The organism is Pseudomonas artemisiae (assembly GCF_057128685.1).
Genome location: NZ_JBSKHS010000025.1, coordinates 13,850 through 39,393, shown reverse-complemented (window position 1 = coordinate 39,393; position 25,544 = coordinate 13,850). Strand labels below are relative to the sequence as shown.

17 protein-coding genes and 1 pseudogene are annotated in these 25,544 nt (G+C 60.9%); 6 read left to right on the top strand and 12 right to left on the bottom strand.

What is annotated here, in order from left to right; genetic code table 11:
- Window positions 1-178: 178 nt before the first annotated feature.
- The 4 genes from ACWKV4_RS19965 to ACWKV4_RS19950 all read left to right on the top strand — a co-directional run bounded on the left by ACWKV4_RS19965 (window position 179) and on the right by ACWKV4_RS19950 (window position 4,812).
- On the top strand, window positions 179-1,150 hold the full coding sequence (locus ACWKV4_RS19965) for a nucleoside hydrolase (protein ID WP_483833935.1): 972 nt from the start codon (window positions 179-181) through the stop codon (window positions 1,148-1,150).
- Window positions 1,151-1,190: 40 nt separating this feature from the next.
- A complete protein-coding gene (locus ACWKV4_RS19960; RefSeq protein ID WP_483833912.1) occupies window positions 1,191-2,159 on the top strand; it encodes a LysR family transcriptional regulator in 969 nt (322 codons plus the stop codon).
- A 274-nt stretch (window positions 2,160-2,433) separates the two neighbouring features.
- Complete coding sequence (locus tag ACWKV4_RS19955; protein WP_483833913.1) at window positions 2,434-3,765, top strand: MFS transporter; 1,332 nt, start codon at window positions 2,434-2,436, stop codon at window positions 3,763-3,765.
- A gap of 60 nt (window positions 3,766-3,825) precedes the next feature.
- Window positions 3,826-4,812, top strand: coding sequence for a M14 family metallopeptidase (locus ACWKV4_RS19950; protein ID WP_483833914.1), 987 nt, complete (start codon window positions 3,826-3,828; stop codon window positions 4,810-4,812).
- 88 nt (window positions 4,813-4,900) lie between these two features.
- Here the strand turns inward: ACWKV4_RS19950 and ACWKV4_RS19945 are convergent, their stop codons facing one another.
- The 5 genes and pseudogenes from ACWKV4_RS19945 to ACWKV4_RS19925 form a co-directional block, all read right to left on the bottom strand.
- Window positions 4,901-5,173, bottom strand: coding sequence for a hypothetical protein (locus ACWKV4_RS19945; RefSeq protein WP_483833915.1), 273 nt, complete (start codon window positions 5,171-5,173; stop codon window positions 4,901-4,903).
- Between the two features lie 349 nt (window positions 5,174-5,522).
- A complete protein-coding gene (locus ACWKV4_RS19940; protein ID WP_483833916.1) occupies window positions 5,523-6,401 on the bottom strand; it encodes an anthrax toxin-like adenylyl cyclase domain-containing protein in 879 nt (292 codons plus the stop codon).
- 135 nt (window positions 6,402-6,536) lie between these two features.
- Complete coding sequence (locus tag ACWKV4_RS19935; protein ID WP_483833917.1) at window positions 6,537-8,012, bottom strand: YdgA family protein; 1,476 nt, start codon at window positions 8,010-8,012, stop codon at window positions 6,537-6,539.
- Window positions 8,013-8,115: 103 nt separating this feature from the next.
- Window positions 8,116-9,201: a beta family protein gene (locus tag ACWKV4_RS19930; RefSeq protein ID WP_483833918.1), complete on the bottom strand. Its 1,086-nt coding sequence runs from the start codon at window positions 9,199-9,201 to the stop codon at window positions 8,116-8,118.
- A 200-nt stretch (window positions 9,202-9,401) separates the two neighbouring features.
- A pseudogene (locus tag ACWKV4_RS19925) lies at window positions 9,402-9,545 on the bottom strand (cytochrome ubiquinol oxidase subunit I); the annotation flags it as partial.
- Window positions 9,546-9,588: 43 nt separating this feature from the next.
- Here ACWKV4_RS19925 and ACWKV4_RS19920 point away from each other — a divergent pair.
- Together ACWKV4_RS19920 and ACWKV4_RS19915 are read left to right on the top strand one after the other, a co-directional pair.
- Window positions 9,589-10,695: a YcjF family protein gene (locus ACWKV4_RS19920; protein ID WP_483833919.1), complete on the top strand. Its 1,107-nt coding sequence runs from the start codon at window positions 9,589-9,591 to the stop codon at window positions 10,693-10,695.
- Complete coding sequence (locus tag ACWKV4_RS19915) at window positions 10,679-12,220, top strand: GTPase family protein (RefSeq protein WP_483839553.1); 1,542 nt, start codon at window positions 10,679-10,681, stop codon at window positions 12,218-12,220. The genes ACWKV4_RS19920 and ACWKV4_RS19915 overlap by 17 nt, the downstream gene beginning before the upstream one ends.
- Here ACWKV4_RS19915 and ACWKV4_RS19910 read toward each other — a convergent pair.
- The 7 genes from ACWKV4_RS19910 to ACWKV4_RS19880 all read right to left on the bottom strand — a co-directional run bounded on the left by ACWKV4_RS19910 (window position 12,204) and on the right by ACWKV4_RS19880 (window position 25,222).
- Window positions 12,204-13,676 (bottom strand): efflux transporter outer membrane subunit, encoded by a 1,473-nt coding sequence (locus ACWKV4_RS19910; RefSeq protein ID WP_483833921.1) that lies wholly within the window; start codon window positions 13,674-13,676, stop codon window positions 12,204-12,206. The two genes, ACWKV4_RS19915 and ACWKV4_RS19910, sit on opposite strands and share 17 nt — an antisense overlap.
- Window positions 13,673-14,590 (bottom strand): efflux RND transporter periplasmic adaptor subunit, encoded by a 918-nt coding sequence (locus ACWKV4_RS19905; RefSeq protein WP_483833922.1) that lies wholly within the window; start codon window positions 14,588-14,590, stop codon window positions 13,673-13,675. Before ACWKV4_RS19905 ends, ACWKV4_RS19910 begins: the two co-directional genes overlap by 4 nt.
- Window positions 14,587-14,796, bottom strand: a complete 210-nt coding sequence (locus tag ACWKV4_RS19900; RefSeq protein WP_483833923.1) for a DUF1656 domain-containing protein — start codon at window positions 14,794-14,796, stop codon at window positions 14,587-14,589. Before ACWKV4_RS19900 ends, ACWKV4_RS19905 begins: the two co-directional genes overlap by 4 nt.
- Window positions 14,793-16,874 (bottom strand): FUSC family protein, encoded by a 2,082-nt coding sequence (locus tag ACWKV4_RS19895; RefSeq protein WP_483833936.1) that lies wholly within the window; start codon window positions 16,872-16,874, stop codon window positions 14,793-14,795. Before ACWKV4_RS19895 ends, ACWKV4_RS19900 begins: the two co-directional genes overlap by 4 nt.
- The gene (locus tag ACWKV4_RS19890; protein WP_483833937.1) at window positions 16,874-17,284 is read right to left on the bottom strand and encodes a MarR family winged helix-turn-helix transcriptional regulator; all 411 of its coding nucleotides are present in this window, start codon (window positions 17,282-17,284) and stop codon (window positions 16,874-16,876) included. The genes ACWKV4_RS19895 and ACWKV4_RS19890 overlap by 1 nt, the downstream gene beginning before the upstream one ends.
- A gap of 141 nt (window positions 17,285-17,425) precedes the next feature.
- Window positions 17,426-17,764: a tryptophan synthase subunit beta gene (locus ACWKV4_RS19885; protein ID WP_483833924.1), complete on the bottom strand. Its 339-nt coding sequence runs from the start codon at window positions 17,762-17,764 to the stop codon at window positions 17,426-17,428.
- 69 nt (window positions 17,765-17,833) lie between these two features.
- Window positions 17,834-25,222: a retention module-containing protein gene (locus tag ACWKV4_RS19880; protein WP_483833925.1), complete on the bottom strand. Its 7,389-nt coding sequence runs from the start codon at window positions 25,220-25,222 to the stop codon at window positions 17,834-17,836.
- Window positions 25,223-25,544 lie beyond the last annotated feature (322 nt).

Below are 25,544 nucleotides of genomic sequence, written 5' to 3'. Positions count from 1 at the left end.
CCTAAGCCCTGTAGCGTACAGGGCCCAGGCTCAAACGGCTTAACGATCACTGTCCAGGTTTTGGGGCGCAGTTCAGGGGGCCAGTGCCAGCTGGCTAACCTTGTACTCATTCAAAGGAGTTATCGATATGTTGAAAGGATTATCCAAATACCTGATCGGAGGTGCTTTGTTCTTAGCGATGTCCACTGTCACCGCCGTGCAGGCTGCTGAAAAACGTGACCTGATCATCGACACCGACCCAGGCGCTGATGATGTAGTGGCGTTATTGCTAGCGCTGGCATCGCCTGAAGAACTGAATGTGATGGCAATCACCACGGTGGCCGGCAACGTACGGCTGGATAAAACCTCGCGTAACGCCCGGCTGGCGCGAGAGTGGGCAGGCCGTGAAGAGGTCCCAGTGTATGCCGGCGCGCCCAGGCCGCTGGTGCGCACGCCGATTTACGCTGAAAACGTACATGGGCAGGAAGGGTTGCCCGGCATCCAGGTACATGAACCAGCCAAAGGCCTGGCCCCTGGCAACGCAGTGGCCTACTTGATTCGTACCCTGAGCCAGGCACGCCCTCACAGTGTCACCCTCGCCATGCTAGGGCCGCAAACCAATCTCGCGCTGGCGCTTGCCCAGGCTCCGGAAATCACCCAAGGCATCAAGGAAGTGGTGGTCATGGGCGGCGCGCACTTCAATGGCGGCAATATCACCCCCGTGGCCGAGTTCAACCTCTATGCCGACCCGCACGCCGCGCAAATCGTGCTCGCCAGTGGTGTCAAATTCACCTACGTGCCGCTGGACGTGACCCACAAGATCCTCACCAGCGAAGCCCGGCTCAAGCAGATCGCCGCCCTTGGCAACCATGCGAGCACCCTGGTGGTGGACATCCTTAATGAATACGTAAAACTGGATATGGAACACTATGGCCTGCCCGGCGGGCCGGTGCATGATGCCAGCGTTATCGCCTTTTTGCTTAAACCCGAGCTGTTCTCCGGGCGGCAGGTCAACCTTGCCATCGACACCCGAGAAGGGCTTGGCTTCGGTCAAACCGTGGCCGACTGGTACGGCACCCTCAAGCAACCGCAGAATGTATTCTGGATCGCCAATGGCAATGCCCAAGGCTTTTTCGACTTGCTAAGCGCGCGCTTGGGGCGGTTGAAATAGGATTATTTGGTTTGGTAGCGCGGGTTCAGAACGTAGCTTTATGGAGCACGTAATCTCCTTCCCTGCACGCTTGAATCAGGACACCCCGATGCAGCTGGAATGGCTCGAAGACTTTATCGAACTGGCGCGAGTGCGCAGCCTGTCGCGAGCGGCGGAAAACCGGTGCGTGACCCATCCGGCCTTCGGCCGCAGGATTCGCGCGCTCGAGGACTGGGCGGGCATTGCGCTGATCGAGCGTAAGCAACCGCTATCGCTCACTCCCGGTGGGTTGCTGTTTCTGGATGCGGCGACGCAATCGCTTGAACTGTTGAACACCGTGCGGGCGCAGTTTCAGGCTTCAGGTGTCGATCAGGGCACGCCTGTGCGGATCGCAACGGGGCGCACCTTGGCGAGTGATTTTTTCCCTGATTGGTATGAAACACTCACCGAGCGTTTTGGCGTTTTCCCTGTTTCCCTCGTAACCAGTGGCGCCCAGGAGGCTATCAGGCGCCTCGCCGCGGGCGAGGTAGACCTGCTGCTGATTTTCTCCAGCCCACAGACTCACCTGTTGATCGACCCTGAACGGTTCGAGTCCATGACGCTAACCACCGAGGCGTTGCTGCCAGTCAGCGCGCCCTTGGCCGATGGCACGCCCAAGTTTGCAATTTCCGCCGACGGCCAAGGCCCTGTAGTGCCTTGGTTGGCGCTGTCGCCTTCACTCACCCTGCGTGGTGCTTTGGCGCGGCACCTGGCTAGCCTGCCGCACCGGTTGAGTTTGCGGATGATCTACGAGGCTGATTCCTACGAGGCGATTCTTGAAATGGCCAAGCGCGGCAATGGCTTGGCCTGGCTGCCGCGCATGGCCGTAAGAAAGGCCTTGCACGCCTCGGAACTGGTTATCGCCGCAGGGCCGCGGTACCAGTTCACCTTTGATATTTCGTTGCATCGGCTGCGCGCCAATCGCGGCGAACCGCTAATGAGCATATGGAAAGGCCTGCAGAGCGGTGCACTAAAGCTGGGCGCCAACTAAATACCTGCCTACCGTCATCGGCTTGTAACAGCGCAGGTTAGCGCCCCGTGCCGAAATAGCTCGTTTCTGTGCCGAATCAGCAATTGTTCATCGCCGCGCGTTGATTAACAGTAAGCCCCACTTGATGCATTTCGATGACCTAAACCCATAGGCCATCAATACCGCTTTCCCCTAGCAGCCTTAGAGGGTTGTTTCCAAAAAATAACAGGATCAGCACGGCGCCGTGGCTCGGTTGCGGCGGTTGATCCCTACCGTGAATCGCCGGGGCATCGCCATGACCGCACCATCATCCGCTTTGAATCCGCCGCTCACCGCAGGCAAGCGTGGGCCTTGGAAGGAGATCGTCGCCGCCAGCATTGGCAACGCACTGGAGTTCTACGACCTGCTGATCTACGGCTATTTCGCGGTGGTTATCGGCAAGTTGTTTTTCCCTTCTGATAACGAAACCACCTCGCTGCTGCTAAGCGTTGCCTCTTTTGGTATCTCGTTTCTGATGCGCCCGCTCGGCGCCATTGTGCTGGGTTCGTACGCCGACCGCGCAGGCCGCAAGGCATCGCTGACCGTGTCGATTTTGATCATGATGATCGGCACGGCAATGATCACCTTCACGCCCTCTTATGAGCAGATTGGCCTGGCGGCACCGCTGCTGATTGTAGTTGCGCGCATGCTTCAGGGCTTCTCGACAGGGGGCGAGTTCGGCGCCGCCACCGCCTTTATGGTGGAACACGCCGAACCCCGTCGGCGAGGCTTTTTTGCCAGTTGGCAACTGTCGACCCAGGGCCTGGCAACCGTGCTGGCGGCCGGTGTGAGCGCACTGCTCAGCTATGTGCTGACGGATGTGCAACTGAGCGACTGGGGCTGGCGCGTGGCCTTCGGCGTTGGCCTGCTGATTGGCCCGGTAGGGTTTTATATCCGGAGCCAGATCGACGAAACCCCCGACTTCCAGAAAGTCGCTGCCGATAAACCCGAGAAAACCCCTCTGCGTGATGTACTGGTCAAGGGCCGTTACAGCCTGCTTTTGGCCATTGGCGTAGTGGCTGGCGCTACTGCCTTTAACTATGTGCATAAGTTGTATATGCCAACTTACGCTTTGAAGCAGCTGCATATCGCCGCGACCTCTTCATACCTGGGTGCACTGGTGACCGGCCTTACACTGATGGTCATGGCGCCGGTCTTCGGCACGCTGTCGGACCGGTTCGGCCGCTTTAAAGTACTGACCCTGGCGCTGTTGATGACGGGGCTGTCTTCCTACCCACTGTTTGTACTGCTCAATCATTTCCCCAGCGTGGCAACGCTGCTGTTGGTGCAGGCCCTGGTGGGTGTATTGATCGCCGCCAGCCTGGGGCCGATTCCGGCCATGCTTGCTGATATTTTCCCTACCAGCATTCGTGGCACCGGGTTGGCGCTGAGCTACAACTTTTCCGTCACGCTATTTGGCGGGTTCGCACCTTTGATTGTCACCTGGATGATCGATGTAACGGGCAGCAAACTGGCGCCGAGCTTCTATGTGATTGGCACTGCGCTGATCAGTGTATTGGCCGTGACCTGCCTCGCCCGCCGCATGCGCAACGCCGGTCAGGCATCAGGCGACCCTGCTTTCCATTGATGGCCCGCCGCGCCTTCGGGCGTGGCGATGCGCAAGCGTTTTTTACTGCCGGAGACTTTTATGAAAACTCTCGAAGACGTGCGAGCGTCCCTCAAACCCTACCCGATCGAAGTTGAGTTTCCTGACATCACCCAGTGGAAAACTAGCGATTCAGGGGTTGATTACGTGCACTGTTTCGACAGCGGCGTGGCTGGGCCCCATGTGATGATCATGGCATTGACCCATGGCAACGAAGTCAGTGGCGCGATCACACTGGACCGCTTTCTGAAAAAAGGCCTGCGGCCTTGTCGTGGCCGCCTCACCCTGGCTTTCGGCAACGTCGAGGCCTACCACCACTTCGACCCGCAAAATATCGACGCCACGCGTTACATGGACGAAGACATGAACCGGGTGTGGGTAGAAAGCCGCCTGGATGGTCCCGAACAAACCCGCGAACTGCGCCGTGCCCGAGAATTGCGGCCTATCATCGAAACGGTGGACCTGCTGCTGGACATCCATTCGATGCATGAAGAAGCCGCGCCGATCATGATGAGCGGCGCATGCAAAAAAGGGCTGCGCATGGCCGCGGAGCTGGGCGTTCCTGAGTATGTAATTGCCGACGCCGGGCACAAGAACGGCCGCCGCCTACGTGACTTCCAGGGTTTCGGCGACGAATCGAGCCCCAAGAACGCCTTGCTGATCGAAACCGGCCAGCATGTTTCAGCGGTCAGCGCAGCGGTCGCCCTGGATACGGCAGCACGCTTTCTAATGCTGACCGGTACCGTTGATGACCCTGACGTAGCCGAATTCCTCCTGCCTATGAAACCCGCCGTACAGCGTTTCGTTGAGGTCACCGAACCCATTATCGCCAAAACGATGGACTTTCGTTTCTGCGAGGACTTCAAGGGCCTGGAGCTGATTGAACGGGCCGGTACTGTCATTGCCCGTGATGGCGACCGGGACGTAGTCACGCCCTACGACAATTGCATACTGATACAGCCGTCGATCCGCCACCTTGGCGAGGGCGTAACCGTTGTGAGGTTGGCGAAAATGATTGAGGCGCCGTGAGCACAGGACGGGGCTCGGCGGCATGATGTGTCTATCTCAGTTTCGTGGTCATGATCGCCCTATTTTGGGCTGCTTATGATGATATCCATCACTGCTCAATTCCTTCTTGCCCTTTGCCCAGCTTGGCGATCAGTTGCTGCTCAAATGTGCTCTTGCGCCGTAGCACCGGGCTTTCCAGTGCCGCCGATGCCCACTGTTTGTTCCCCTCGAACTGATAACCTGCGTCGGTGGCCCGCCTAACAAGCACAGCCAGGTCTTCGGGAGTATGCAGTATCGCTACAGGGCCAAACTCCCCCAACGGGCGTGGCAAAAAGACCGTAGCCGGGTAGTTGTCGGCTTCATTGGAATAGGGATTACCCATGTCGGCTCCATGGTGGAGCATCTTCCAAGCGGTGGCATAACCGGTTTTGGCCGTGGAGTTGTACTGTTCTCGCAGCCGCGAATTGCCATAGTTGCAAATGGCTTGTTCATGAGTGGATGAGTAATCCGTGGGCTCGGTAGAGGCCACTGACGATTTACGTGAGGGGTTTTCATACAAGCTTCTGAGGCTGGAAACGCTATTGGTCCTGCTCAGGGATGGCGCAGAAAGCCCTTGGCGGGTGGCGCTGGGCTTCGATGATAGCGATAACTCCTCAAAGCTGTGTATCGAGTCAGCCACACTGGGCTTTCGAGAGAGGCTTGGTACGCTCAACGGCGAGGAAACCTCCGCGCTAAGCCCATGACGCGTTAGCGTGGGGCTCGCAGGGCTTGGCAAAAAGCTGAAGCCTTCGAAACTGTCGGTGTGAATGTCTGGCGAGCTTAACCCTTGAGGCGCCGCGATGTTCTCGGCCCCATGAACCGACGGCCGACGGCCGACGGATGTTACGCTCACCGAATTGTTCCCATTCGGGCAGCACCGCTAACAAATCGTAATCAGCAGTCATAGGCAATTGTTTCAAGCCCAGCTCTGTGGCGCCTGGTACCAATGGCGGCGCTAACACCTTCATGGGTTCACCATCAGCGAGGATACGGACATCGCCATTGCTCAGGCGCTGGCCTGTGAATACAGGGTCATTGGCCTGAGCCGGGGTGGCCCGCAAGGTGAATCGCTCACCGCCCCCCTGCTTGATCAACACGCCTTCTTCTATCAGATAGTTCAAACGGCTGGGTGAGAGGTGCAGTTCGATTGCCTCCGCATGCTCGCCTAAGCAGGTTTTAACGCTTTCGTTCGCCTGCTCGATCTTGCCTGGATCGCCCCCACGCAATTTGCTGAACGCCTGGTTGACACAAATGAACCCATATTGCGGCCCCCAATTGGCGCTTTTCCCCTTGATGTGCAGGCCTTTGGTAGGGTGGCCGGCCTCGATCAAAGGTGTGTTGCGTGGGTCAACCGGGCGCAGCGCAACTATGCTCTTTGTGAACAGCGCCATATCGTGCATGACCCTCATATGTGCGTCGGGTATGCCGGACACCTTGCGCGCAACAGTGATGCAATGTTCCAACGCCTCAGTTGCAAGATGTTCAATACCCCTGCTATGAACCTCCTCGCCGTCTTCTATCGAAATGGTGGGAATTGATGAAGGCAAGCTCACATTGCGTGGGGGAAACATCAGCGGCATTCCAAGGTTGGAGGGTCAAGCTTCCTAGTGGCACATGGCCTAGCTTAGGTTCCCAATCCGCGCTCAGCGGTACCTCGAACGAACGATAACGACCGGCCTGAAGCTCAGCACAGGCCAGCCAAGCCTTCACCTCATCTGAAGCGCACTCATCACAAAGGCTGCGAACTCCTCGCCGGTCATCTGCTGGCCGTTGAAGTCCACCCTGCCGTTTTCATAGTGCAAGGCGCTCAGGATGCTCTCCCCTTCTACCTTGGCCAGGCCTTGGAAGGTAGCCAGGGTGGCGATCATATTGGCGGTGGAATCGGCGTATTTGGCCAGGGTGTCGGGATCGGTGGCGCCGCGCATTTGGCCTTGCAGGGTGGCGAGGTCGCGGAGGGTGCCTTTGGCCAGCAGGAGTTTGGCATCCAGGCGAGTGATCAGTTGCTGAAGCTGCTGCTCCGGCGGCAGGTTGGCGTTGGCGGGCTGCGTGAGGTCCACGGCCAGGCTTAGGTGGCTTTCGCCGTTGGGGGTTTTCAGGCCCAGTGGGGCCAGCTCTACCCTAGGGTGACCGTTGAGCAAACGTTGCAGGCTGGCTTGCCACTGCGCCTCTTGCTCAGGCGTTAGCTGGGGTTTGAAGGGGGTATTGGCCTGAGCCGCGGCCTGGGCCTGGGGGGTGATCACGTCTTGATAGAAGGCGACCAGTTCCCGAGTGGCGGTGATGTCCAATTGGTCGAACAGCCAGCGCATTTGCAGACTGCCGATGGGCTGGTTGCCGACCGTGGCTTGCTCCACGCGGTAATCCATGCTGCCTTTGAGTTTGCCTTGCAGTTCTTCCAGGCTGCCGACAAAGCCCAGCTTGCTCAACGCCAAAGTAGGGCCATCGGGGGAAATGAACCGCAAGTAGGCCACTTGAGCTTCGTTGGTACCCAGGTAAAAGCCTGACTCCCCTTTTATACCGCCGGTATGCAGGGTGAGGTCCTTGAGCTGCAGGGTGCCGGGCCGCTCAAGGCCACCGTTGGTCAGGTCCAGCGTGCCAATATGGGCGTTCATTTCCAGGGTATGGCCATCGAGCGTACCGTCAACGTTGCCCTCCAGGCCGGAGAACTTCATGCTGCCCTGGCTGGCTTGCCAGAAGGCGGGCAGTACCGCGAAAGTCGCGTTCACGCTGCGATCATAGCCAACGGCGGCCTGCAGGCGTAGCGGGGCCTGGCCGGCGGCCATGCCCAGCCATTGATTCAATTGCGGTTGGCTTTGCACCTGATAGTCCGCCGCCGCCAGCACGGGCACCAGGCTCAAACCCTTGACCCTGGACCACGGGAACGGGCCGTGCTCGATAGTGCCCAGCGCCTCTATGTGCAAGGGTTCTCCCCCGTTGAACGTGGGGCCTTGTACCGTGGCTACGTACTGGGCCGTGCTGGTGAACACATGGCGCTCGAAACCGGTCATTTCTACCTGGGCATTCACCGCCTGCCCTGCCAGGGAAGCCTTGAGCTGCCGGTTGGCTTCGGTGACTTGCTGGCGTAGCTGTGGCTCCACCTGGGTGCCGGTATACCAGGCCACGCCTGTGATGGCCGCGGCGCCGATCACTACAACCCCGGCGACGGTAGAAAGGGCTTTGCTCATAACGACAGGCTCCAGGCGGTAAGGCTGCACAGCTTTTCACGAATCCCGGCCAAAGGCATCACCTGATGCAAGAAAGGCCAGCGGCTGGCCAGCAAGCGCAGGTTTAAAGCGCATGGAAATTGGCCAATTCCAGCACCACACGGGTGAAGTGGTGATTATTGCCCACCGCCGTCCACGTGGCAGGGTAGCCAGTGGACGCGCCATGTTCGCCGCACTGGTACAGGTAGTCGTCGCCCCAGGAAAAACACTCGCCATCGAACTGCCCGGAATTAAGCACGCGCTGGCACAGCTTGCGGTAGTGGTAGTGAGCCCTGCCATTGGGCGCTCGCGCGCGTACCCGCAACCAGCCATCGGCCACGGTGTAGTCGATGCAGGCTGTAGGCTCGGTGAGACGAGGGTCCAGCAAGCCGGTATGCGGGTGGGCGATGGTGTAATCGCCGAAGGCTGGCCGACGCAGGCCGGGGCCCAGGCGCCGCAGCAGTTGCTTGTAGGCCAGCCATTCGTAGCGCCGCACTACATTACCTGAGCCCCACTCATCGACCATAGCCTGCGCGGGAAACGAGGTGCCGATCAGCGTAAGGCTGCGCCAGTGGTCTAGCAGCGGGGTTTGGGTAAGCAGTGCTTGGGCATGGCCGGCCTGGGCAGTGGCGCTGCGGGCAATGTGCTGGCTGAAGTCGATCAGCAGGTCGACCTGCCCGGCGCCCACACCCATGTACGCCAGCAAGGCACCCAGCTGAATGGCGAGCTGGGGGTGGTCGAAATCCTCGGTGATCAACCTCAGGCAAAACCCACGCCCGTGGCGGCGCACGATACGCGCGGTAGCAGCCTGGTATTGATAGTGCCGGGTAAGCCCGGTCACGGGTATCGCCAGGCACCCGGCAAGGGCTGCCAGCTCCAGCAACCGCTCCAAGTGATGAGCGCCGTCCGCGCACAAGGCATCCGGTGGCAAGTAACAGGAGTCGACAAAACACGGCAGGCTGCCCCAGGTGGCCAGCAGGCGCTGCCCGAACAGGCTGATGTGCTCGTCAATGCTCTTCTGTGGCCGCTGGTGTTCGTAATCCCACGCCTCGGCGGGTATTTCGAGTAAGGGGGTCAGGCGCTGGCGCAACGCGTCGCTCATATGAGACAGCGCCAGGTACTCCCCATGGCGCCATTTGAGTACGGGTACGTACTGGCGGTGATCGAACATGCCACAGCGTCCTTCCTTGCGAATTCAGCCTGACTATAAAGGCCACCCGTGTAATGGCTGAACCCGGCGCCGGCTGAAGTTTCCGTAGGAAAGTGGGCGTACTGCCTGGAAAAACCCGCATCAGGAGGGTTTGAAGATTACACGCCGTTATAACCGGACACCGGCCTAGGCAACGGCAGCCATCGCAGCACGCCCCTGTCTACCTGCTTGCCGGTCATCACGTACACCGACCCCATGATGGCAAGCAGGAAAGTCATGCCCAGCGTGAGCGGCACGAATAGAACGTGATACAACGCCGTCACGGCGAACTGTGTGCCGCAAGCACGGGGCGAGGATTTATTCAGCGCAACGTGGGCCTAACCTTTATCGTTTTTCTGGACCCTTTCCATGAGCTTGCTCGACCGTCTGTCCCGAACGCTCAACCCTGAAGCCAACAGCGCGTTGGAAACTGCTTTCCAGCGCAGCGCCGAGCAACTGCCCACGCTGTGGCTGCTGGGCAAGACCGGTGCGGGCAAGTCGTCCCTGGTGCGCGCGCTCACCGGGCTGGACCAGGTGGACGTAGGCGCGGGCTTTCGGCCCTGCACCATGACCTCTTCGCGCTACGCCTACCCCACCGATAAACCGCTAATGGCCTTTCTCGATACCCGCGGCCTGGCCGAGGCGGACTACGACGCCAGCGCAGACCTGGCCCACTGCGAGCAGCACAGCCATGCGCTGATCCTGGTGATGAAGGCTGAAGACCCCGAGCAATCCCAAGTGCTCAATGCCCTCAAACAAATCCGCCGCTCGGGGAACATTCGAGACATCCTGTTGGTACACACTGGCGTACTGCAAATCACCGATCCAATCGAGCGCCAGCGCTGCATCGCCCTCAACCAACAGCAGGTCGAACAGGTATGGGGCGTGGTAGACAGCGTGGCGGTGGATTTCGTAGGAACAGCGGATGAGCCTTACGGTGTGCAGGCACTGACGACAAAGCTCGGCGAGCGCTTGCCTATCATCACTGAGCTGTTCGATGACCAAGGTCATGCAGATGTGGAAGAGCGCAACTTCCAGCGTTTGAAAAAGGAGGTGATGTGGTACGCCGGCGCGGCGGGTGCCGCCGATGCGCTACCGGCCGTGGGGCTGGTGGCGGTACCGGCGGTGCAATTGAAGATGCTGCATAGCCTGGCCAACCAATACGGGCTGGCCTACAACCGTAGGCTGCTGGCCGAATTCGGTGCCGCCCTGGGTACCGGCTTTGGCGTGCAATACGCGTCGCGCCTGGGCCTGCGCCAGTTAATGAAGCTAATTCCCGTGGTGGGGCAAACGGTGGGCAGTGCATCGGCTGCCGCGGCCAGCTACGGTTTTACCTATGCACTGGGGCGGGCAGCCTGCATGTACTTCTATCGGCTGTCCCACGGTGAGCCCATCACCGTCGATGAGCTTCGGACGCTTTATAAGAAAGCCTTTAAACAGAGCCCTTCGGTAACGCCCAATGAAAAGAACCTTTAATGGGATAGCCGCCCTTATGCGGCTGTCCGACCGGGTAATGCCGTATGCGCTGCTGTCGGTGGTGCTGCCGGTATTGGTACTGGCAGGCTTTGGTGCCTACGCAGTGGTGCGCTACGGCTATATCCTGCACCTGATCATCACCCTGCTGGTATGTACCCTACTGACCAGCCTGGGGCTGTTGCTGGCTCGGCGCCGTTTTAATAGGCGTGTAGGGCCGGCCGTGAAAGAAGCGCTAGAAGCCACGCCGCGCACCCCGGACTACTGGCGCGCGCAGGACCGTGAGGTGCAGCAGGCGCTGATACCGGAGGTGCGCGAACTGGCCGCTACGGATGTCCCTTGGCAGGCGCTGCCGCAAACCGGACTGGCTGTGGTGCGGCTTGTCGCGGCCCGTTATGACGCCCGCTCCGACCGTGCTCACTGGGCTTTCACGGCACCTGAATTACTGGCCATCGTCGAGCAGGTCAGCCGGCGCTACCGGCGAGTGCTTAAGGCCCATGTGCCGGGGGTAGAACACCTGCGGCTGTCCACGTTGCTGACCTTGAACGATCAGGTAGAGCGCTACGGCCCGCTAGCGCGCAAAGTCTTTAACCTGTACCGCGCGGCGCGATTGATTTCCCCCCAAGGCTTGGTGGCCGAAGCCCTCACGCAAATCCGCGGTGAAGTGTTCAATGGCCTGAGCGACGAAGTGCAAAACCGGCTGAAGTACCTGCTGCTGATGGAAGTGCTGCGCGCAGCCATCGACCTCTATGGCGGGCATTTTCGCCTGGACGACGATCAACTACAGAAGGCCCGGGTCACCGACAGGGACGACCAGCGTACACCGCCGCCGCTGGACCCGGTGCGGGTATGCCTCGTGGGCCAGGTTGGCGCGGGGAAATCCTCACTGATCAACGCCCTGACCGGCAGCCTCAACGCCGAAGTGAGCGCATTGCCGGCCACCGATGGGGTGACGGTGTATGAATGCGCCATTGACGGTGCGCCTAATATCCGCCTGGTTGACCTGCCGGGGCTCGAGGGTAGCGAGGCGGTGGAGGCGCTGGTGTTCAAGGAAGTACGCGAGTGCGACTTGCTAATTTGGGCCCTGAAGGCCAATCAGCCAGCCAGGGCCCTGGACCGGCAGTTTCGCGAAGCGCTCAAGGCCTGGTTCGCACGGGCAGAAAACCTCGAACATCAGCCGCCAGCCTTGCTGGGCGTACTGACCCAGGCCGATCGACTGGTGCCCGGAGGTAGCTGGCCCGCAGCCTTTGCCTTGAATGATGGCAGCAAGGCCGCTACTGCGGTGCAAGAAGCGGGGGCTTATAACAGCCAGTTGCTAGGCTTGCCTGACCTGGTCACTGTGGCGCTGCCGCCAGGGCTACCCGCATTCGGCCTGGATGCGTTGCAGCAGCGACTGCAGGCGCTTTACGCCTCGGCGGTGAACGTGCAGCTCAACCGCAGGCGCCGGGAGGCTGGGGAGTTTTCCATCAGCCGCGAGATGGAACGCATCAAACGGGGCGCCAAGGGGGTGTTCAGTTTGTTGCGGTAGGCATGCCCCGTTTATTCACGGACTTGCCCGCGCCTACAGCGGGGCGTTCCCAGCCGCCACCCAGGGCCAGGAACAGGTCCACCTGCTGCATGGCCACTTGGGTATTGGCCTCTGCCAGCTGCGCCCGGGCATTGGTGTAGGTGCGAGTGGCCTGGAGGTCCTCCAGAAAGGACTGCCGGCCCGCCAGGTAAAACCGGTGAGACTGATCCGCCGCGTCACGGGCGGAACGCTCAGCGTCGGCCAAGGCATCGCGCCGTTCCAGGGCAGCGGCGTAACTGGCCAGGGTTGTTTGTACCTCTCGCACGGCATTGAGTACCGTGCCATCGAAGCTTGCCAGGGCGCCTTGGGTGGCGGCCTCGGCTTCATGAATACGTGCACGGGCGCCGTTGGTGGGTAGTGTCCAGCTCACTATCGGGCCGAAGCCCCAACGGTTGGTTTCCGGGGTGCCCAGGTTTTCAAGCAGGCCCACGGTGCCTACGGTGGCACCAATACTGATGTCCGGGTACAACTGGCCGGTGGCCACGCCAATACGGGCAGTGGCAGCGGCCAATTGACGTTCGGCGCGGCGCACATCCGGACGGCGCTTGAGCAGGCTAGCGCCATCGCCCACAGGCAAGGCCTGGGCAATATGTGGCAGTTCGGCACAGTCGGCCACGCCCGTCGGCAGTTGATCGAGCGGGCGCGCCAGCAGCATCGACAGCCGGTACAGCCCTGCCGCGCGCGCCGCCTGGTAGCGTGGCAACTCCGCTCGTAGCGATTTGAACTGGGTTTGCGTGCGGGTGACCTGGGTTTCGTCGCCTCGGCCAGCATCGCGCAGGCGCTGCGCCAGGTTCACGCCCTGTTGCTGCAAGTCCAGAGAATGCAGCGCGATATCACGCTCTTCGTTCGCCGCGCATACCTGGGTGTAAGCCCGCACCACATCAGCCACCACGGTGATACGCGCGGTGTCGGCGGCCGCCTGGGCAGCGTCGGCATTGGCGTTGGCCGCTTCCACACCGCGCTTGAGGGTGCCCCATAGGTCGAACTGGTACGAGGTTTTGATCTGCGCCGCGCCTATGTTGCCCACGGGCACTTTTTCAGCCAATAGAAAAGCTTCGCCCGACTCCTGCAGCCGCTGCGCCTCGGCGCTGACACTGGCATTGAAGCCACCTTCGGCCTCGGCTTGTTGGGTTTGGAAGCTGGCCCGGGCAATGTTGGCAGCCGCTACCCGCAGGTCGGTGTTTGAGGCCAAGGCCTCACGCACCAGCTGGTCCAGGCGGGGGTCGTGGTAAAGCTGCCACCAGTTGCCCGGCACGGGTGCCGACACCACAGGGGCATTGCCTGTGACCAGCCCGCCCTGTAGGTCTGCCCGCTTAAACGCTGTCTCGTTCGGCAGCTGGTAGTCCGGGCCTACGGCCTGACAGGCTGCGAGGCTGACCATCGCGGCCAGGGCCAAGGCACGTAAACCAATGCTCATTGCGCCGCCCTCGACTGGTTGACCACGCCAGTGTCATCAACCACGCCAGTACCGTCGAGCAGCGACACGGTGGCGGTACGCCCGGCGATCATGCGGAAATCGGCCGGCACTTGGTCGAAGGCAATTCGCACGGGAATGCGCTGGGCCAGCCGCACCCAGCTGAACGCTGGGTTTACGTTGGGCAACAGGTTGCTGCCGCTGGTACGGTCACGGTCTTCGATACCGGCAGAAATACTCTCAACGTGCCCGCTCAGGCGCAGGGTGTCACCCATCACGCGGATATCCACGCCCTGGCCGATGCGAATATGCGCCAGCTTGGTTTCTTCGAAGTAGCCGTCGATGTGGTAGGAGTCCCCGTCCACCACCGACAGCACAGCACGGCCTGCGCTGACGAACTCATGCTCGCGAGGCGCACGGTCGTTCACAAAGCCGTTCACCGGGCTACGGATTACCGAGCGGTCCAGGTTCAACTGGGCGGCATCCACTGCCACTTGAGCTTCCAGTACCGCTGCCTGAGCACGCGCCTCCCGCGACTGGCTTTCTTCCAGTTGCTCTTTAGCCACCAAGTTGCCCAGCCCTCGGTTGCGGCGGTTTTCCCGCTGGGCCTGGGCCAGGGTTTCCTTGCGATCGGCGTAACTGGCCTGGGCCTGGCGCAGAGCCAGGTGGAAGCGGTCCTGGTCGATGGTGAACAGCACATCGCCACGCTTGACCGCTTGGTTGTCGCGCACCTGTACCTGCTGGATCAGGCCTGAGACATCCGGGGCGATCTGCACGATATCGGCGCGGATATGCCCATCGCGGGTCCAGGGGGCGAACATGTAGTACATCACCATGCGCCACACCAGCACCGCGGCAAGCGCTACCACGATAAGGGTCAACAGCAGGCGGCCAAACGTCAGTAGGGGTTTTTTCATGTGATCAGGCTTCGGCAAAGTACGTCGACCGCGCCAAGCAGCACGGTATAAAGGGCAATGTTGAACAGCGCCCGGTGCCATACCAGGCGGTAGAAATGCAGCCGGTTGAGCACGGCGTGCACCACTAGAAACAGCGCATACGCGAGGGCCATGAAGCCCAGCAGCGTAGGCAGGAAAATCCCACCGATGTCTACTTCACCGATCACAAGGGCGCTCCATCGATACCATAAGGCGGCTGCTCCTGAACAAGCTCGCCCTCGACCACCACGTCGGTGCCCGGCAGCAACGTCAGGCGCAGGCCGCTCAAGGCCAGCAGCAGGTGCGGGCAGGCGGCCTCGCCCAAACACGCATTCAGGGCGCGGCGGGCGCGGTCCAGGGTTTTAAGGATCGGCAAGGGTGCCGGCAAACGCTCGCCGGCCTCCAGGCAGGCAGCAAAATAGCTCGCCACTCCATTCACCACCTGCTGCAACAGCACTTGGGCAGTGGCGTCTACCCGTGGGGCGTAGGCCAGAATATCCAATAGGTTCAGCGCCACCCGCACATCACGCAACGCGCCGCCAGTGTCTTGCCCAGCCTGGCTCAGGCGAGGCATCACTTGCATCAGCCGGTCCAGCAAGCGCACGGCCATGCGCCGGTGCTCATGCAAGGTCCCAGGCTTGCCCAGGCGGGTGATGTCTTCCCAGCCAAAGCGGGTCAAGCGCCGCGCAGCGGCCTCGGTGCCAAAGGGCCGGACCACCAGCGTCCAGCAGAAGGCGAACAGCAGGCCGGCGGGGCCTGCGATATTGGCGTTGATAAAGCCCATGAAGTCCGCATCGTATTGGCTCTGGATGCTGATGAAGGTGGAGCTGTTCACAATCGTCAGCAAGGTACCGAGATAGAACTTCGGCTGAACCGTGAGTGCGCCTATCCAGATGAACGGGATCGCGAACGCCAGCACCAACATGGCGAAGTCGTGCAAGTTAGGCAGTACCAGGAACAGGTACAGCCCTGACAGCACCACCGATACGCAAGTCCAGAAGAAAAACCGGTAGATCTGCGGCGCCGGGTCGTCCATGGCAGCGAAGAAACTGCACGATACCGCCGCCAGGATCACCGCGCTGGCACCGTCTGCCCAGCCGGTCCAGATCCAGATCGCCGAAGCGGCCATGATCGCGGTTACGGAGGACATGGCTGAATAAAACATCAAGCCACGGTCGAAAAACGGCGTCAGCCGCCCCAGCCGCCAGTGCCGGTACACCGCTTTCCAAGGCGTACGCTGTTCGTCGCGGATTGCCCTGTGCAGCGTGCGGCAGTCTTGCCAGAGGTCGACCCACTCCTCCAAGCGATAGAGCGCATTGGCCAGCAGCAACTGCTGACGGTCGCTCAAGGCGTCCAGGGTAGGGCGGGCCTGATCCAGATGTTGATGCAAGGCCGACCAGGCCGCTTCGCTGGGGTCGTGGGTGCTGCCTTCCAACCATTGCTGCGCATGAGTGAGCACCGGCTGCAATTGAGCGTTAAGCTCAGGGGCGCGGCGCTCTAGTGCCATCAGGGCATCGTCCAGGGCATCGAGGGTCGGCAGCAGGTGGATCATCCGCCCGCGCAGCTCTTTACGGTTGCGTACGCTTTGAGGCGTGGCGCCTTCGTGGGACAGCTGGCCGATCATCTGCTCCAGGGAGTTAAAGGTCACCACCATGGACGCTCGTAGCGGGCCGACTTCCTCGGCGCTGACGTCCCGCGCCAGGTAACGCAGGCTGTAGGCGTTGGCCTCGGTGAACCATTTATCCAAGGCACCGGCCACTACCGGGGCCAAGCGGCGAGGCCAGAAGATCGCCCCCACCACGGCGGCGCACACAATGCCGATGAAGATCTCCTGGGTGCGCGCCGAGGCAACATCGAACACTGCCGAGGGGTTGTCCACCACCGGCAAGGCGATCATCGGCATGGTGTAGCCGGCCAGCATCAGCGCATAAAAATTAGCGGTACGCAGGTGCAACGAAAGAAACAGCAGCGTGCCTGTCCACAGGGCCACTACGGTCACCAGAAGGGCCGGTGCCTGCACGAACAATGGTACCAACAACACCGCCGCACTGGCGCCAAGCAAGGTGCCTAGAAACCGATACAGGGCTTTGGAACTGGTAGGCCCTACATAGGGGCTGGACACGATATACACCGTGGCCATGGCCCAATACGGGCGGGGCATTTCTAGCTTCAAGGCGATGTACAGCGCAAGCATGGACGCCGCGAAGGTGCGCACCCCGTACCACCAGTCGCGAGCCGGCGGCAGGTCGCTGAAAAAGCCGCGCATCACGCCCATACAGCCGAACCCTGCCCTGCTTCCTCGAACGCCCGCACCACCCGCAGGGCGGCTTCCAGGTCTGCCTGTTCCACATTTTTCAATACCTCGCGGCGCAGCCGTACCAGTTCACCCTCGATCGCTTCGGCCAGCTCACGGCCTCGGGCGGTCAAACTCAGGGCTTTGGCGCGGCGGTCCGTGGCGTCCTCGGTGCGCTGCACGAAACCTTGGGCGCAGAGTTGATCCAGCAGGCGTACCAGCGAAGGGCTTTCCAGCCCCGAGGCTTGGGCCACGGTGACCTGACGCACGCCATCGCCGAGCCGCACGATGGCCAACAAAGGCACCGCGCAGGCCTCGGAAATGCCGTAGTTGGCCAGGGTGGTCTGGCAGATGCGCCGCCAATGGCGAGCGGCCGCGACCATGCCGCTGCTGATAGTGAGCTGAAGCTTGTCGAGGTTATTCACAAACGCCGTCTATTTGATAGGTTGCTAACTATCAATACTCGATCAAGCTGGCCTTGCAGTCAATAGTTACAAATTGCCACGCTGCTGTGAGGAGCAGGCTTAAATAAGCCCGGTTTCTTCGTCATTGATCAGCCGAGTCAAGCCACCCAGGGCTTGCCGGGCGTGGGTACGCTCGATCAGCTTGGTTTGCGCGGCTGGCGGCAAGTCGGTAATGCGGATGACCCCCTTGCTGGTGAGCAACTGAATAAGGTCGTCTAGCACCCGGATCATGTCCAGGTCGCTTTGCTTCAATTGCTTGAGGCTTACCTCCACGGCTTCGCTGCTGAACCATGCCTGGATGTCCAGGTGGTCAGCGGCCAGGGTTTCGGTGTAACCGGCAAACTCCGTAGGCTGTACCCGCAACAGGCGGCCTTCGGCATTGCGTGAGACATAAAACATCTGTGAACCCTCGTAGTTGGCCTTGAACCTGCCCGGCAATCAGCCTGCGCCATTGCCAGGCCATGGGTATCAGGCGTGCTCCACCTTGATATGAGCGTCGGCACCGGCAACCAGGCTCTTGAGCGCATCGTAGCCGATACCACTGACTTTGATGCTGACATCCGCCGCCGAAGTGTTGTTCTCTGCTGGAGCGCTGGCGTCCAGCTTACCGGCGCTGCTCACCAGCAAGGTAGCGGCGCCATCGCTGGCGGTGCCAACCTGCAAATAGTGAGTAAGGTCGCTGTCATGGCCGGAGAGCAAGTCACTCAGGTCGATCACGTCCCCTTCGCCAATATTGAAGTCGACAAGGGTGTCGTTGCCGGTTTCGCCCTTCACGTACATAAAGGTGTCAGCCCCCGCGCCACCGCTCAAGACGTCATCACCCATGCCGCCCAGCAGAAGGTCATTGCCCGCGCCACCATTGAGGGTGTCGTTGCCAGCCTGCCCGAAGATGATGTCGTTGCCATCGCCACCGGAGAGCAAGTCCGCGCCACCGCTGCCGCTGCCCGTCAGCTTGGCGATATCCGCCACGTGCTCGGTGATGTACTGGTGCAGGGCCGAGTCCGTCACGCTGGAGGCGTGGGTAACGCCCGCCACGTAGGAGCGCAGACCTTCCACGCCTTCGTTGGCGGTGCTGGGCAGGTCGATGGCATCCCCGAACAGAATATCGTTGCCAGCCCCGCCGGTGATGGTGTCATTGCCTGCTGGAATTTCTACCTGGTGGGCCAGAATGGCGTCGGCCAGCTTCGAAGGGTCGACGTTGGTCTGAACGTTGCCGTCGGTATCGTAGGGCATCAGTTTGGCGGCAGAGACCGAGGTTTTGATCCCGATCGCTTCAATGCTCGGGCTTACTGCGTGCAGGGCCTGGAAGCCAATACCGGCCTGGTCGATGGCTGTGGCTGCCGAGCCCCCCTGGGCCGCGCTGTTGTCGATGCTCGACACTTCATAGGTACCGTCTCCTTGAGCGTGGACGGTACCCAGTGCCTTGGATGCCCACACGCCCGTGTCGCTCTCGCTCCACTGATACACCTGGCCCGTGCCATCGATGACAGTGCGTGTTTCACCACCGATCACCGCCGAGACCACCTTGCCAGCGTTCAGGGCGTAGTTGTTCACGTTCACCAGGTTGTCCAGGTAAACCGGCGTGGCGCCATCGGTATACAGCTGTGGGTCGGTTTCAGCGTACTGGTAGGTGTTGGGTTCGCCATCAGTGATGAAGTACGTCGTATTGATGGCGTTGGTGTTGCTGGTCGCCTCTGTGCTCTGGAAGAAGTTGGCGGTGGCTTTGAAGGCGTCTTCATAGTTGGTGTTACCGCCGTTGCTCATGCTGTTGAGCACTGCGCTAAGCTTGGCCAAGGCGTTGCTGTCGGCCAGGTTTACGGTAACCGACTTGTTAGCGGTGGTATCGAAGTCCACCAAGAACACTTTCACCGTGCCGGCGCCACTGTCCGAAGCGCTGTTCTTCAGGGTATTGAATGCCCGGCTCAAGGCGGCAACGGAGTCCGACACCGCTTTGGTGCCCATGCTGGCGGACGTGTCGACAATAAACGCAATGTTGTAATTCTGGCCGTTGACCAATTGGGAGCCTGATACATCTCCCACGATGATGTCATTGGCCGAGGTGCCGGTGGCACTGCCATCGCCGGCATTGCCATCCTGGTGATCGTATATGGCAGGGGTCACGGTGATCGGCAAGGTGGTGACCGTGTCCAGCGTGGAAGCGCCATCCACCGACGTGGTAGTCACCTGTAGGGTGTCGGTGCCGTTGTGGTACGCCGCCGGGGTGTAGGTCAGCGTATTCATGTTCCACTGGCTAACGTTCACCTCGGTTATGCCAGCGGTGGCGGTGAAGCTATGGCCATTGCCATCAGCCAGGCTGGCGCCTACCGCAATGGCGCTGATCTTGGTGACCGAAGCGGTTTCCGAATGGTCGATGTCGGTAGTACCCGCCAGCAGTTTCAAGGTGGTGGAACCGTTCTCGGCAGTGGTGGTGTTGCCACTGACGGTCAGGGTCGACTGATCGGCTACGGGGGCATTAGTGATGTTCAGGGTAGCGCTGTCGCTGGTAGCGCTGCCATCGGACACTTTATAGGCCAGGCTGACCACGCCAGCGGCGTCCTGATAGGGCACGAACCTAAGGTTACCAGCGTCAATGGTCGGTTGCGCCACCACCAGGGTGGAGTTGGCTTCCAAGGTGACCCAGGTTTGGCCGTTGTTGAACTGCAATGTGCCCTGGCTGGCGGCGGGCGCGGTGATCTGCACCGTCAGGGTGCTGGCGTTATCCACGTCTACAACGTTGAAGTTGCTCCACTTGAGTACCACGGCGGTGTCTTCAGTGGTAGAGGCGGTACCTGTGCTCGCAACGGGGGCATCGTTCACCCCGTGCACGTCCAGGGTGCTGGTGTAGGTGGTGGTTTGTTGCGGGGCGCGGGCGTGGTCCAGGCCACCGGCGTCGGTCACCGCCACGGTAACGGTTCGCACGCCTTCCACCGGCGCGTCGCTGGCGTTGGAGAACTGAAACTTGCTGATCAACGCCTGGTACTGCGCCAGAGTCGCGGTGCCAGTGAGGGTAAAGCTTTGCGCACCATTGGCCATATCGCCGCTGGTCAAGGTCACACCCGAGGGCAGGCTGCCGTTGAAGGCCACATGGTCGCCGGCGCCTAGGCCGCTAACGGTGACCACGGCCTTGACCAAGGTGGTGTTGTCGATATCCGAAATCGCCAGGCCCTTGACGATGGACGCGGCTGCATCGCCTTCGGTGAAGGTCACGCCAGAACCGGTGACCACAGGCGCATCGTTCTCGGGTATCACGCCAATCAATGCCCTAGCGGTAGCAGTGACGCCACCATCGTCCATAACCTGAATGGAGATATCGCGGGTTTCCGGGCTGGGGTTCTGGGAGCTGTTGTCGAAGATGATGCTGGTAAGCACCTTCTGGTACTGAGCGGGCGTTGCCACCCCGGTGAGGCTTAGGGTGATGATGGCTTTGCCGCTGGTATCCACGCCAGGGGTGATCACTGCGCAGATGCCGGTTTTGCCGGTATTCACCGCCAGGCTGTCGCCTTCGTGGGCATTGGTCAGCACTACGGTAGCGCTCTTGATGTTGCCGTCCGGGTCGGTCAGCGTCAGGTCCCGGGCAATGATCGCCACGCCCTGCCCCCCATGGGCCTTCTCGCCGACGTCCGGCGTTTCGATAAAGGCGTTGCCGAAGTTATCGGTTTGGGTACGGCCGTCGTCATGGGTAATGACCGGGCCATCGTTGACCGCGTTGACCTTCAAGGTGCCGTTGTACACCGTGGTTTGCTCAGGGGCACGTGCGTGGTCCAAGCCACCGGCGTCTGTGACCGCCACGGTGACCTTACGCACCCCTTCCACCGGTGCGTTACTGGCATTGGAGAACTGGAACGTGCTGACCAACGCCTGATACTGCCCCAGCGTCGCAGTGCCGCTAAGGGTAAAGCTTTGCGAACCATTGGCCACATCGCCGCTGGTCAGGGTCACGCCCGAAGGCAGGCTGCCATTGAAGGCAACATGGTCGCCAACACCCAGGCCGCTTACGGTCACCACGGCTTTGATCAGGGTGGTGTTGTCGATGTCCGAGATCGCAAAGCCTTTGACGAGGGACACGGCCGCATCGCCTTCGGTGAAGGCCACGCCAGAGCCGGTCACCACAGGCGCGTCGTTCTCTGGTATCACGCCGATAAGGGCCTGTGCGGTAGCAGTAACGCCCCCTTCGTCGGTCACCTGAATAGAGATATTGCGGGTTTCCGGGTTCGGGTTCTGGGAGTTGTTGTCGAAGATGACACTGGTCAGCACCTGCTGGTACTGGGCAGGCGTTGCCACTCCAGTAAGGCTCAGGGTGATGATGGCCTTGCCGCTGGCATCCACGCCGGGCGTGATCACGGCGGAGATACCGGTGTTGCCCGTATTTACCGCCAGGCTGTCGCCTTCATGGGCATTGGTCAGTACCACGGTGGCGCTTTTGATGTTGCTGTCCACATCGGTCAGCGTCAGGTCCCGGGCAATAAGCGCCACGCCCTGCCCCACATGGGCCTTTTCACCTACGTCTGGGGTTTCGATAAAGGCGTTGCCGAAGTTATCGGTTTGAGTACGGCCATCATCGTGAGTGATCACCGGGCCATCGTTGACCGGCGTTACTGTGATGGTCGCAGTCGCCTTGGTGGCGCTGGTTGCGCCCTGGGTGTCGGTAGCGGTGTATGCCAGGCTAGTGCTGCCATTCCAGTTGGCGCTTGGCACGAAGGTCAGGGTTGCGCCGTTTTTGCTGGCCGCCACGGTATCGCCTACGTGCACCACGCTCGAAGGGTCGCCCGCGGTGCGCAACAGCACGCCATTGGCCGGTATCGCGGTAATGGTGAAGTGATGAAGGCTGCTGTCTACGTCCGAGCCGCTCAACGTCACCGTGATGGGCGTGTCTTCGTTACCGGTTACCCTGCTGTCGCTTACCACAGGTGCGTCATTAAGCGGCGCGATATTGACCACTTCGGTGGCAACGGTGTTGCTGACGGCGCCTTTGTCATCGGTAGCGGTATAGATCACCCGGGTGGTGCCGTTCCAGTCTGGGCTCGGCATGAAGGTCAGGGTCGCGCTGTTATTGACGGCGGTAACGGTATCGCCGGCCTTAACGATGCTGGTAGGGTCGTTGGCATCGCGCAGCAGCACGCCATTGGTAGGCAGCGAGGTGACCGTGAAGTGGTCGATGCCGCCGTCTATATCTGAGCCACTGAAAACAACTTTCAAGGCGGTGTCTTCGACACCTCTGACCAGCGTATTGCCCACCTCAGGCGCGTCATTCACCGGCGCTACATGCACCACCAGGTTCTGGCTCACGCTTTCAGGGGCGGCGGCCCCATCCTGGGCGGTGGCAGTCACCACCAGGGTGTAGTCACCGCTGGCGTTGGCAGGGGCGGTGAACTGGACGTTGGCCAGGTTCCAATCGGTGATGTCCAGCGTGGCATTGGCACCGATTTTCACGGTATGCGCGGCGGTCCCGTCCGTTAGGGTCGCGCCTTCTGGCAGGCTACCAATGGTCACGCGCAGGGTTTCAGAGCCGTCCACGTCTGTGGTCGCGGCTTTGATCGAGGACAGCAAAATAGGCTGGTCTTCCAGGCCACTGTCGCGCAGCTCCGAACCTTTTACCCCACCCTGGGTGCTATCGGAGCCTACCAGGTTCAAGCTTGGCACGTCGGTTACCGGGTTAACGTTCACCACGATGGTGCCGCCGCTGGTGGCTGAATCGCCATTCGCGCCTTCAAGGGCGGTACCCGTGACGGTCAGGGTGTAGGTACCGCTGGCGTCCTTGGTGGGGCTGAAGCTGACCGTGCTCAGGTCCCAGTTGCTCACGTCCGCGCGGCCATCGCCGCCCTCTACGCCGGTATAGGCATGGCCTTTACCATCGCTCAGGGTGGCGCCGACCGGCACACCGCTGATCACCGTGGTATGGGTTTCCGAACCGTCGTTGTCGTCATAAGTGGCCAGGTTGCCCAACGCGACGGGGGTGTCTTCGTTGGTGGTTACAACCTGATTGCCGATCACCGGCCCATCGGCCACCGGGGTGACGTTCACCACGATGCTGCCCAGGGTAGTGGCCGTGTTGCCGTTGGCGGTTTCCGTGGAAGTACCCGCAACGGTCAGGGTGAAGGTGCCGCTTGCATTAGTGCCTGGCGCGAAGCTGATACCTGAGAGGTTCCAGCTGCTGACGTCTATCGAGCCATTGCCGGCTGAGTCCGCGGTGAAGCTGTGGGCGCCGTCGCTGACGGTCGCGCCTGCCGGAATCCCACTCAGCACCGTGGTGTGGGTCTCGGAGCCGTCGTTGTCGCCGTAGGTGGCGAGGTTACCCAAGGCGATAGGGGTGTCTTCCTGGGTGGTTACCGCCTGATTGGGGATTACCGGGGCATCGGCCACGGGTGTTACGTTCACCACCAACGTACCCACAGTGGTGGCGGTACCGCTGGTGGCGGTTTCGGTGGATGTGCCGGTAACCGTCAGGTTAAGGGTGCCACTGGTATTGGCGGGGGGCGTAAGGCTGATGCTGTTCAGGTTCCAGGTAGACACGTCCACCGAGCCATTATTGCCAGCGCCCGCGGTGAAGCGGTTCGTGCCATCTGTGAGCGTGGTGCCCGTTGGAATACCGCTGATAAGGGTGGTGTGGGTTTCCGAACCGTCGTTGTCGGCATAGGCCGCCACGGTGCCCAGGGCGATGGGCGTGTCTTCGTTACCGGTTACCACGCGGTCGGGAATCGTGGGCGCGTCCACGACTGGGGTCACGTTCACCACGATAGTGCCCACTGTAGTGGCGGTGCTGCCGTTGGCGGTTTCTGTAGCGGTGCCAGTGACGGTCAGGTTGATGGTGCCGCTGGCATTGGCGGGTGGGGTGATGCTGATGCCCGCCAGGTTCCAGGTGGATACATCCACGGAACCAGTGCTGCCCGCTTCCGCGGTAAAGCTGTGGGTACCGTCGGTAAGCGTGGCGCCCGCGGGCACACCACTGATCACCGTTGTGTGGGTTTCAGAGCCGTCGTTATCGCCGTAGGTGGCCACCGTGCCCAATGAAATGGCGGTGTCTTCATTACCTGTGACCGTTTGAGCGCCAGCCACGGCTGGTGCATCGGCCACCGGGGTAACGTTCAGGTCCAGCGTGCTGGAGACACCGGTGTTGGTGATATAGGTGATGGTCGGTACCGCGCCGCTGTAGTTAGCGGCAGGGGTCAAGCTGTAATCCCCGTTGGCGTTGATCACCAAGGTACCCACGCCTTGCAATACCGCACCCTGCCCGGCGGCAAAGGTGCCAGGCACGCCCGCTACGCTATAGCCGGTAATGCTAAGGGTGCTGTCCGCGTCGGTGTCGTTGCTCAATACGTTGCCCGCCGCACTACCGTCTTCACTGAGCGTGGCGGCATCGGCGCTGGCAACGGTAGGGCTGTCCGTGGCTCCCACCCGGTCAGCGGCCAGGTTATCGCCACCAGCAGGCCCTGCGGTATCAAAGCCGATGGTTGGGTCCGCCGTGCCGCCTGCTTCTTCCAGCATCACGAAACTGTGGCTGCCGCCTCCAGAACCACCGGTATCTGCCGTGTTGCCCGCGGCGGTGGCTTCCAGGTCGGTCGTAGGGTCGACGCCGGCAGCGATTGCCTTCTGTAGTTCTGCTACAGACGGGGCCTGCTGAGTAGCGCCTTCCACGGCTTGAACGGCATCTGGCGTGTTCGCGCTCCACTGGGTCTGACGACCGATGTCCAATGAGCGACCGTCGTTCAACGTCAGCGTAACCGCACCGGATGCGCCTGTTTCAACTAGCTCACCCGCGGACAGATGGTCGCCTTCGATAAGGACGCGACGGATACCCTCTGGCGAAACCGCGATTACTTGGCCAACGATGCTTTTGACGATGGCGACGACACTGCTCATGTGACTTCTCCGGGTACTGATCAAGTCGCTTCCGTACGACTGGCAGGAAAAGCCCTGACATTTCAGTGGGGAGCGCGGATTTAAAAGTTGGATAACTACAGATCGTCATTTATATGACGACAAACTATTGACCTGGCACGGCGCATCCTAAACAATCTGTTGAGTAATGTCACATTGATATTAATGGCTAAGGGCTGTAATTCTCGAAGCCCCTCCCGAGCAGGTTCGCTCGTCGGAAATAGGTTCGGCAGCCTCAAGAAAACCTTAAGAACTCCGAAGAATTTTCTTAGCAGCACTGAGGACAAGTCACTCATCAATCGGT